The organism is Janthinobacterium sp. 78, from assembly GCF_003096775.1.
GTDB classification, from domain to species: Bacteria; Pseudomonadota; Gammaproteobacteria; order Burkholderiales; family Burkholderiaceae_D; genus Janthinobacterium; species Janthinobacterium tructae.
Map to the genome: position 1 here is coordinate 6,160,350 of NZ_QENT01000001.1, position 8,573 is coordinate 6,168,922.

The 8,573-nt window shown below is 56.5% G+C and carries 4 protein-coding genes and 2 rRNA genes; 2 read left to right on the forward strand and 4 right to left on the reverse strand.

All coding sequences use genetic code 11. The annotated features are described in order from the left end of the window. Nucleotides 1-2,076, reverse strand: coding sequence for a molybdopterin oxidoreductase family protein (locus C8C92_RS27090; protein WP_116745789.1), 2,076 nt, complete (start codon nt 2,074-2,076; stop codon nt 1-3). Between the two features lie 205 nt (nt 2,077-2,281). Here C8C92_RS27090 and C8C92_RS27095 point away from each other — a divergent pair, with 205 nt between their 5' ends. Then, nucleotides 2,282-3,475 carry a M20 aminoacylase family protein gene (locus C8C92_RS27095; RefSeq protein WP_116745790.1) on the forward strand — a complete coding sequence of 398 codons (1,194 nt, stop codon included), beginning with the start codon at nt 2,282-2,284 and terminating at the stop codon, nt 3,473-3,475. 6 nt (nt 3,476-3,481) lie between these two features. On the opposite strand, the gene C8C92_RS27100 is transcribed toward C8C92_RS27095, so the two are convergent. After that, nucleotides 3,482-4,366: an NAD(P)-dependent oxidoreductase gene (locus C8C92_RS27100; RefSeq protein ID WP_279340962.1), complete on the reverse strand. Its 885-nt coding sequence runs from the start codon at nt 4,364-4,366 to the stop codon at nt 3,482-3,484. A 101-nt stretch (nt 4,367-4,467) separates the two neighbouring features. Between C8C92_RS27100 and C8C92_RS27105 the strand changes: the two genes are divergently transcribed. After that, nucleotides 4,468-5,040 (forward strand): acyloxyacyl hydrolase, encoded by a 573-nt coding sequence (locus C8C92_RS27105; RefSeq protein ID WP_243420381.1) that lies wholly within the window; start codon nt 4,468-4,470, stop codon nt 5,038-5,040. A 143-nt stretch (nt 5,041-5,183) separates the two neighbouring features. On the opposite strand, the gene rrf is transcribed toward C8C92_RS27105, so the two are convergent. Then, a 5S ribosomal RNA gene (rrf, locus tag C8C92_RS27110) occupies nt 5,184-5,296 on the reverse strand. Nucleotides 5,297-5,433: 137 nt separating this feature from the next. Next, nucleotides 5,434-8,309 (reverse strand): 23S ribosomal RNA (locus C8C92_RS27115). Nucleotides 8,310-8,573: the final 264 nt, after the last annotated feature.

Here is an 8,573-nt window from a genome sequence, read left to right on the forward strand (position 1 = left end):
TCAGGCAACCTTTTCCACTTCGACCAGCGTATCGTAGAAGGTCGGCGCGCGGCCCATGTCCGTCAGGCGCTGGCTGGTCACTTCATTGGCGTTCTTGCCATCGCTGGCGAGTTTCTTCCACCACACGGACAAGCCCACCACCAGGCCTTTTCTCGCCTTGTCCGTGACCCTGGCCTTGGCAACAAAGCTGCCACGGTCGTTGAAGATGCGCACCATATCGCCGGCCACGATGCCGCGCGCGGCGCCATCATCGGGATGAATATCGAGGTGTGGCTCGCCTTCGGCCGCGCGCAGGCTTTTCACGTTGACGAACGTGGAATTGAGGAAATTGCGTGCCGGCGGGGAAATCATGGCCAGCGGGAAACGCGCCGCCAATGCGGGATTGCTGGCCAACGATTCGTGCGGCGCGATATACGTCGGCAAGGGATCGAGTCCCGCCTGCGCCATGGCGCTGGAATAAAACTCGCACTTGCCCGATGGCGTGGGGAAACCACCCTCGGCAAATGGCGCCTCGGGCATGGCCAGCTTTTGCCAGCCCGTGCGTTTCAGCGATTCCCAGTCGAAATGCACGGCACGCGCATCCGTCACATCGAAGGCCTTGGCCGCCAGCGCATCGTCGCTTTCCTGGAAGCACGGATCATCAAAGCCCATGTATTGGGCCAGCAGGCGGAAGATTTCCGTATTCGCCTTCGCTTCGCCCAGCGGCGCCACGGCCGCATTGTTCGCCATCATGTATAAATGGCCATAAGTGGAATGCGCATCGACATGTTCGAGCTGCGTGGTGGCGGGCAGCACGATGTCGGCGTAATCGACGGTATCGGTCTGGAACTGTTCGAGCACGACCGTAAACAAGTCTTCGCGGGCAAAGCCCTGCGCCACTTTCGAGGAATCGGGCGCCACCGCCAGGGGATTCGAGTTGTAGACGATCACGGCTTCCACTTGCGGGCCGAACTCGGGCGAGCTGGTTTTCAGCAGATCGTCGCCGATGGTGCTCATGTTGATGGTGCGCGGCGTGCCCTTGAGTAAATCCGGGCGCTGCAAGGCCTTGCGGTTGACGGGGAACGAACCCGAGCTCGACAGCTGCATGCCGCCGGCAGGATGGCGCCAGGCGCCCGTCAGGGCTGGCAGGCAAGCGATATTGCGCACGGCCATGCCGCCGCCATGCACGCGCTGCACGCCGTAGTTGGTACGGATGGCGGCGCCCTCGCCAGAACGGCATGCCTGGCCGTACAGGCGCGCCAGTTCCACCACTTCCGTCGTGGTGATGCCGCATACCTCGGCCACGCGCTCGGGCGGCCATGCCAGCGCGCGCTGTTTGAGTTCCGCATAGCCCACGGTGTAGCGGTCGATATAGTCCTGGTCAACCAGGTTTTCCGTGATCAGGACATGCATCAAGCCCAGCGCCAGGGCCGCATCGGTGCCGGGCAGCAAGGCGATATGCTGGTGGCATTTTTCGGCCGTCAGCGAGCGATACGGGTCGATGGCGATCAGGGTGGCGCCATTGCGCTTGGCCTCTTGCGCGCGCATCCAGAAGTGCAGGTTCGAGGCGATCGGGTTGCCGCCCCAGATGATGATCAATTTTGCGTTCTGGAATTGCTCCAGGTCCGTGCCGATGCTGGCGCCCACCGTGTACCGGTAGCCGGTGGCGCCGGCCGAGGCGCAAATGGTGCGGTCCAGCAGGGAAGCACCGAGCTGGTTGAAAAAGCGCGACGACATCGACTCGCCCTGCACCAGGCCCATGGTGCCGCAGTAGCTGTACGGCAAGATCGCCTGCGGATCGCGCGCGGCGATCGGTTTCAAGCGGGCCGCGATGGTCTGCAATGCTTCTTCCCAGCTGATGCGCTCGAACTTGCCCTCGCCCTTCTTGCCCACGCGGCGCAGCGGATGCAGCAGCCGGTCCGCATGGTAGGTGCGTTCCGTGAAGCGCGATACCTTGGTGCACAGCACGCCCGCCGTGGTCGGGTGATCAGGATCGCCCTTGACGGCGGTTGCCACCCCATCGGTCACCGTGACCAGAAGGGCGCAGGTATCGGGGCAGTCGAGCGGGCAGGCGGCGCGCACTTGGGTGGTGGTCATGGTGCAATCCAAAAACGTTGGGGGAAGGCGATACTGTAAACCATTCCGCGTGCTTGCTGTTGGCGCCATGGCAAGCTGGTCCGTGCGCTGGATTTACCCGGCAAACAAGGGCTACAATGCACCATTAGCCGCGTCTGTTTTTGATCAAACAGCGCGGTCCGGCGCGCCATACATTGCTGCGTGCCAGCATCCACAGGAGAGTTCCATGAAACTAGTTGATCCGATCTTGGCGTTTCAATCCGAGCTGCAAGGTATCCGCCGCGACCTGCATGCGCACCCCGAACTGTGCTACGAAGAACAGCGCACCTCGGACGTGGTCGCCGCCAAACTGACGCAATGGGGCATTCCCGTGGTACGCGGCCTGGGCCGCACTGGCGTGGTCGGCATCATCCAGCATGGCACTTCGACACGCGCCATCGGCCTGCGCGCCGACATGGATGCCTTGCCGATGCAGGAAATGAATACTTTCGAGCATGCCTCGCGCCACCCGGGCAAGATGCACGCCTGCGGCCACGACGGCCACACGGCCATGCTGCTCGGTGCCGCCCATTACCTGGCGCAGCACCGCCATTTCGACGGCACCGTGTACCTGATCTTCCAGCCGGCCGAAGAAGGCGGCGCCGGCGCGCGCGAAATGATAGCAGATGGCTTGTTCAGCAAGTTTCCCATGGATGCCATCTATGGCATGCACAACTGGCCAGGCGCCGAAACAGGCACGCTGAGCGTGGTGGCAGGCCCGATGATGGCGTCCAGCAATGAATTCCACGTCACCGTCAAAGGCAAGGGCGCGCATGCGGCCCAGCCGCACAAGGGTGTCGATCCCGTGATGGTGGCCGTGCAAATCGCGCAAAGCTGGCAAACCGTCATCACGCGCAACAAGAGCCCGCTCGATACGGCCGTGCTGTCCATCACGCAAATCCATGCGGGCAGCGCCACCAATGTGATCCCTGATGACGCCAGCCTGGTTGGCACCGTACGCACCTTTACCACGCCCGTGCTGGACCTGATCGAAGAGCGCATGCGCGAGATCGCCGTGCATACGGCGGCCGCCTTTGGCGCCGAAGTCGAGTTCCACTTCAAGCGCAACTATCCGCCGCTGGTCAACCACGCGAAGGAAACGGCGTTTGCCGTCGACGTGATGAAAAGCGTGGTGGGGGCCGACAAGGTCAACGCGAATGTCGAACCGACCATGGGCGCGGAAGATTTCGCCTTCTTCCTGCAAGAAAAAGCCGGCTGCTACATCTTCATCGGCAATGGCGATGGCGAGCACCGCGATGGCGGCCACGGCCTGGGGCCATGCGTTCTGCACAATGGCAGCTACGACTTCAACGACAATCTGTTACCGATTGGCGCCAGTTTCTGGGTCAAGCTGGCCGAAGCGAGCCTGACCATCGCTTAACTGAGCTTAACTGAGCTTGTCCGGGCCGTCACCAAGGCGCTGACCCGGATTCAACGCTTCCAGGGCCAGCAAGGCAGCCGCATGGTCGGCTGTCGGGTACGTTTCGGCAATGGTTTCATAGCGCTGCGTTACCAGTTGCGTCACCGGCAAGGTGACGTGCGCCGCCTCGGCCGCCGCGAGGATGTTGTGCATGTCCTTGATCTGGCTCTTTACCTGGCCACCAGCAACAAAGTTACGTTCCAGCATGCGCTGGCCATGCACCTCCAAAATCTTGCTCTCGGCAAAACCGCCGCGGATGGCTGCCCGTACGGCGCTTGCATCGGCGCCCGCCGCCTGGGCCAGCAACAGCGCTTCGGCCACGATATTCAGGGTCGCGCCGACGATCAGCTGATTGCACAGCTTGGCCACCTGGCCACTGCCGGGCGGGCCCACCAAAGTCGGACGGCCCATGGCCGCCAGAATCGATTCAACCCGCGCGTAATCGCTGGTGCTGGCGCCGGCCATGATGGCCAGGGTACCCGCCTGCGCCCCCGCGACGCCGCCCGACACGGGCGCATCGATGAAGGCATGGCCTGCCGCGTGCAAAGTGGCATGAAATTGTTGGGCCTCTGATTGCTTGGTGGAACTCATATCGATCCACAGCGCACCTGCGGGCAGGGCCGGCAGCGCCTTTTGCAACACCTGCGCCACGATGGGACCGGCTTCCAGCATCGAGATAACCACGTCCGCGCCACTGACCGCCTCAGCTATGGAAACGGCCGGCTGCGCTCCTGCCGCACGCAGCACTTGGGCCTTGCTGTGCGTGCGATTCCAAATTGTGACAGAATATCCAGCGCGCAGCAGGCACCGGACCATCGGATCCCCCATCAGACCGATACCGAGAAATGCGATTTTTGTAGAGAATGTCAATTGAACCCCTGAGATCAACAAGTGGCGAGAGCGGCATCAAAGCAAGGTGCCTGTACAACAATAGCCTATCGGCCAATTTTACGATGAAAGTCTCTATGTTCTTCAAGAAGAATCTCCTCAAATCCATCGCCGCCGTTGCCGCGCTGATGGCGGCCAACGCCGGCTTTGCCGCCGACGACAAACTGATCGACTCCGTCTACGGCGAATATGCCAAGGGCGTGAAGGTACAAATGGTACGCGCTGGCGTGACCTCGAACTGGGATAAGGCCTGGTTTGTATCGAATGGCACGCAGCTGAGCGGTTACTGGGATGCCAGCATCGGCGGCTGGGATGGCAAGAGCTATCGCAACGTCCCTGGCCAGCATCAAAAACTGTGGGATCTGGGCTTTACTCCCGTGTTCCGCTTTGAAAACACAAACAAGCTGGGCTTCTATGCGGAAGGCGGTATTGGCGTACACATGCTGTCCAAGCTATACGACAACGACGATAACCGTCTGTCGACCCACTTCCAGTTCGGCGACCATATCGGCGTCGGCTATATCTTCAATAACAAATGGGAAGTCGCTGCGAAGATCCAGCATTTCTCGAATGGCGGCTACAAGAAGCCTAACAGTGGCGTCAATTACATGAACGTCAAAGTCGCTTATCACTTTTAATGGGTTTAATAAATGACAAAGGCAGCGCGTAGCGCTGCCTTTTTTTACGCCTGTACGCTGTAAAACCTGCCAAAGCTCCAAAGCTCCAAACGAAAAAAAACCCGACCATTGCTGATCGGGTTTTTCTCTACTGCGAATAACAAGCCTGACGATAACCTACTTTCACACTGGTTGCAGCACTATCATCGGCGCAAAGTTGTTTCACGGTCCTGTTCGGGATGGGAAGGGGTGGGACCAACTTGCTATGGTCATCAGGCATAACTTGTACTGGCATTTGTCCTCAGTGGAGCGACAAAGCCTGAATCTGGAAGAAGCAAAGATTGGGTAATGAATAGTAGTATCAACAAACGCACAACGTTGTACCGTCTTATCCTCTGTACCTGCTAAGGTTATAGGGACAAGCCGTACGGGCAATTAGTACTGGTTAGCTTAATGCATTACTGCACTTCCACACCCAGCCTATCAACGTCCTGGTCTCGAACGACCCTTCAAAGAGCTCAAGGCTCTGGGAAATCTCATCTCAAGGCAAGTTTCCCGCTTAGATGCTTTCAGCGGTTATCTCTTCCGTATTTAGCTACCCGGCAATGCCACTGGCGTGACAACCGGTACACCAGAGATACGTCCACTCCGGTCCTCTCGTACTAGGAGCAGCCCCCTTCAAATTTCCAACGCCCACGGCAGATAGGGACCAAACTGTCTCACGACGTTTTAAACCCAGCTCACGTACCACTTTAAATGGCGAACAGCCATACCCTTGGGACCGGCTACAGCCCCAGGATGTGATGAGCCGACATCGAGGTGCCAAACTCCCCCGTCGATATGAACTCTTGGGAGGAATCAGCCTGTTATCCCCAGAGTACCTTTTATCCGTTGAGCGATGGCCCTTCCATACAGAACCACCGGATCACTATGTCCTACTTTCGTACCTGCTCGACTTGTCAGTCTCGCAGTTAAGCACGCTTATGCCATTGCACTATCAACACGATGTCCGACCGTATCTAGCGTACCTTCGAACTCCTCCGTTACACTTTAGGAGGAGACCGCCCCAGTCAAACTGCCTACCATGCACTGTCCCCGATCCGGATAACGGACCAAGGTTAGAACCTCAAACAAACCAGGGTGGTATTTCAAGGTTGGCTCCACGAGAACTAGCGTCCCCGCTTCAAAGCCTCCCACCTATCCTACACAGATTGGTTCAAAGTCCAATGCAAAGCTACAGTAAAGGTTCATGGGGTCTTTCCGTCTAGCCGCGGGTAGATTGCATCATCACAAACATTTCAACTTCGCTGAGTCTCGGGAGGAGACAGTGTGGCCATCGTTACGCCATTCGTGCAGGTCGGAACTTACCCGACAAGGAATTTCGCTACCTTAGGACCGTTATAGTTACGGCCGCCGTTTACTGGGACTTCAATCAAGAGCTTGCACCCCATCATTTAATCTTCCAGCACCGGGCAGGCGTCACACCCTATACGTCCACTTTCGTGTTTGCAGAGTGCTGTGTTTTTATTAAACAGTCGCAGCCACCAGTTTATTGCAACCCTTTCACCCTCATGGAGTAAACCAATCAAGCTACCGGGGCGTACCTTTTCCCGAAGTTACGGTACCAATTTGCCGAGTTCCTTCTCCCGAGTTCTCTCAAGCGCCTTAGAATACTCATCTCGCCCACCTGTGTCGGTTTGCGGTACGGTCTCGTATGACTGAAGCTTAGAGGCTTTTCTTGGAACCACTTCCGATTGCTTCGTGCACAAGTGCACTCGTCTCAACCCCTTGAATTCCGCACCCGGATTTGCCTAAGTGCCTTCTATGAGCCAAAAACCAACTATTCCAACAGTTGGACAACCTTCCGCGATCCGTCCCCCCATCGCATCATACGACGGTGCAGGAATATTAACCTGCTTCCCATCAGCTACGCATCTCTGCCTCGCCTTAGGGGCCGACTCACCCTGCTCCGATGAACGTTGAACAGGAAACCTTGGGCTTACGGCGTGGAGGCTTTTCACCCCCATTATCGCTACTCATGTCAGCATTCGCACTTCTGATACCTCCAGCATCCTTTACAAGACACCTTCGCAGGCTTACAGAACGCTCTCCTACCATATCCAATAAAGGATATCCGCAGCTTCGGTGACTGGCTTAGCCCCGTTACATCTTCCGCGCAGGACGACTCGATCAGTGAGCTATTACGCTTTCTTTAAATGATGGCTGCTTCTAAGCCAACATCCTGACTGTTTTAGCCTTCCCACTTCGTTTTCCACTTAGCCAATCTTTGGGACCTTAGCTGGCGGTCTGGGTTGTTTCCCTCTTGACGCCGGACGTTAGCACCCGACGTCTGTCTCCCAAGCTCGCACTCATCGGTATTCGGAGTTTGCAATGGTTTGGTAAGTCGCAATGACCCCCTAGCCATAACAGTGCTCTACCCCCGATGGTGATACTTGAGGCACTACCTAAATAGTTTTCGGAGAGAACCAGCTATTTCCAAGTTTGTTTAGCCTTTCACCCCTACCCACAGCTCATCCCCTAATTTTTCAACATTAGTGGGTTCGGACCTCCAGGGCGTGTTACCGCACCTTCATCCTGGCCATGAGTAGATCACTTGGTTTCGGGTCTACACCCAGCGACTGATCGCCCTATTCGGACTCGATTTCTCTACGGCTTCCCTATGCGGTTAACCTTGCCACTGAATGTAAGTCGCTGACCCATTATACAAAAGGTACGCAGTCACGGAACAAGTCCGCTCCTACTGTTTGTATGCACACGGTTTCAGGATCTATTTCACTCCCCTTCCGGGGTTCTTTTCGCCTTTCCCTCACGGTACTGGTTCACTATCGGTCGATTACGAGTATTTAGCCTTGGAGGATGGTCCCCCCATATTCAGACAGGATGTCACGTGTCCCGCCCTACTTGTCGTACGCTTAGTATCACCGGTCCAATTTCACATACGGGGCTATCACCCACTATGGCTCCCATTTCCAGAGGATTCTGTTATCGGTCCGACTATCACGTACAGGCTCTTCCCATTTCGCTCGCCGCTACTTTGGGAATCTCGGTTGATTTCTTTTCCTGCAGCTACTTAGATGTTTCAGTTCGCCGCGTTCGCCTTGCATACCTATGTATTCAGTATGCAATACCCTAAAAGGGTGGGTTGCCCCATTCGGAAATCTGCGGATCAAAGTGTGTTTGCTCACTCCCCGCAGCTTATCGCAAGCTACTACGTCCTTCATCGCCTGTAATCGCCAAGGCATCCACCATGTGCACTTATTCGCTTGTCCCTATAACGTTAGCCTCTCATCATTTGCATGAGGAAAGAGCGTTACAGGAATAAGAAAGTACAACGTTGTTGCTTGTTTGTTGATACATACAATCATTACCCATCGATTTGCGTTTTACGGCAAACCAATCAATAAATAATCTTTACTTCTTCCAGATTGTTAAAGAACATACAGCACTTGATCTCGAAAAGACCAAACCTAAATCCTGGTGCACTCTGCACTGATTTACGTTTGAACTTTTGGTGGAGGATGACGGGATCGAAC

Excerpts from the sequence above, each read along its gene's own strand:
- C8C92_RS27095 (WP_116745790.1), top strand. The coding sequence starts at position 2,282 with ATGAAACTAGTTGATCCGATCTTGGCGTTTCAATCCGAGCTGCAAGGT.
- C8C92_RS27105 (WP_243420381.1), top strand. The coding sequence starts at position 4,468 with ATGAAAGTCTCTATGTTCTTCAAGAAGAATCTCCTCAAATCCATCGCC.
- C8C92_RS27090 (WP_116745789.1), bottom strand. The coding sequence starts at position 2,076 with ATGACCACCACCCAAGTGCGCGCCGCCTGCCCGCTCGACTGCCCCGAT.